Source organism: Mycolicibacterium arcueilense, from assembly GCF_058536225.1.
In genome coordinates, this window is record NZ_JBZTYL010000047.1 from 1 (window position 1) to 613 (window position 613).

Sequence of the window (613 nt, forward strand, 5' to 3'; positions counted from 1 at the left end):
TGGCTTTCCGGGTGCTGTGCGCCCAGGACGCCCCCGATCACACGTCGATCGCCCGGTTCCGCGCCGCCCATCACGACGCGTTCACCGGGCTGTTCGCCCAAGTCCTGGCATTGTGTTCAGCGGCGGGGATGGTCAAAGTCGGGGTGGTGGCCATCGACGGCAGCAAGATCGCGGCCAACGCATCCCGGGGAGCCAACCGGTCACCGGAATCGGTGGGGCGCGAGGTCGAGCGGATCAGCCGCGAGATCGCGCAGACCGTTGTGTCCGAAGCGGTGGCCACCGACGCGGCCGAAGACGCTGAAGACGATCGGCCAGGTGGCCGCGGGCAGGGCGGCGATGGGTTACCCGAGCAGTTCGCCCGTCACAGTGGCCGGGCGGCCAACATCGCCAAAGCCGTTGGGGAACTCAACCGCCGCCGCGACGCCGACGCGCAAGCCGACGCCGCCGATCGCCAGGACGCCGAGGACTACCTGGCTCAGGTCCGCGCCGGTGGTCCGGTCGGTCGACCACCGGAAAACGTCGATCCGGTGCGCTATCACCAAGCCCGAATTGAGCGCGCCCGCAACTGTATTGAGTCCGTCGAAGGCATCAAAGGCGCTGCCGCGAGTAGAAC

At 68.5% G+C, this 613-nt stretch carries 1 protein-coding gene; it reads left to right on the top strand.

Going from position 1 to position 613, the window contains the following annotated elements; translation table 11 throughout:
- A partial coding sequence (locus AC4LGL_RS33875) for a transposase (RefSeq protein WP_491842603.1) occupies positions 1-613 on the top strand: 613 nt, incomplete at both ends.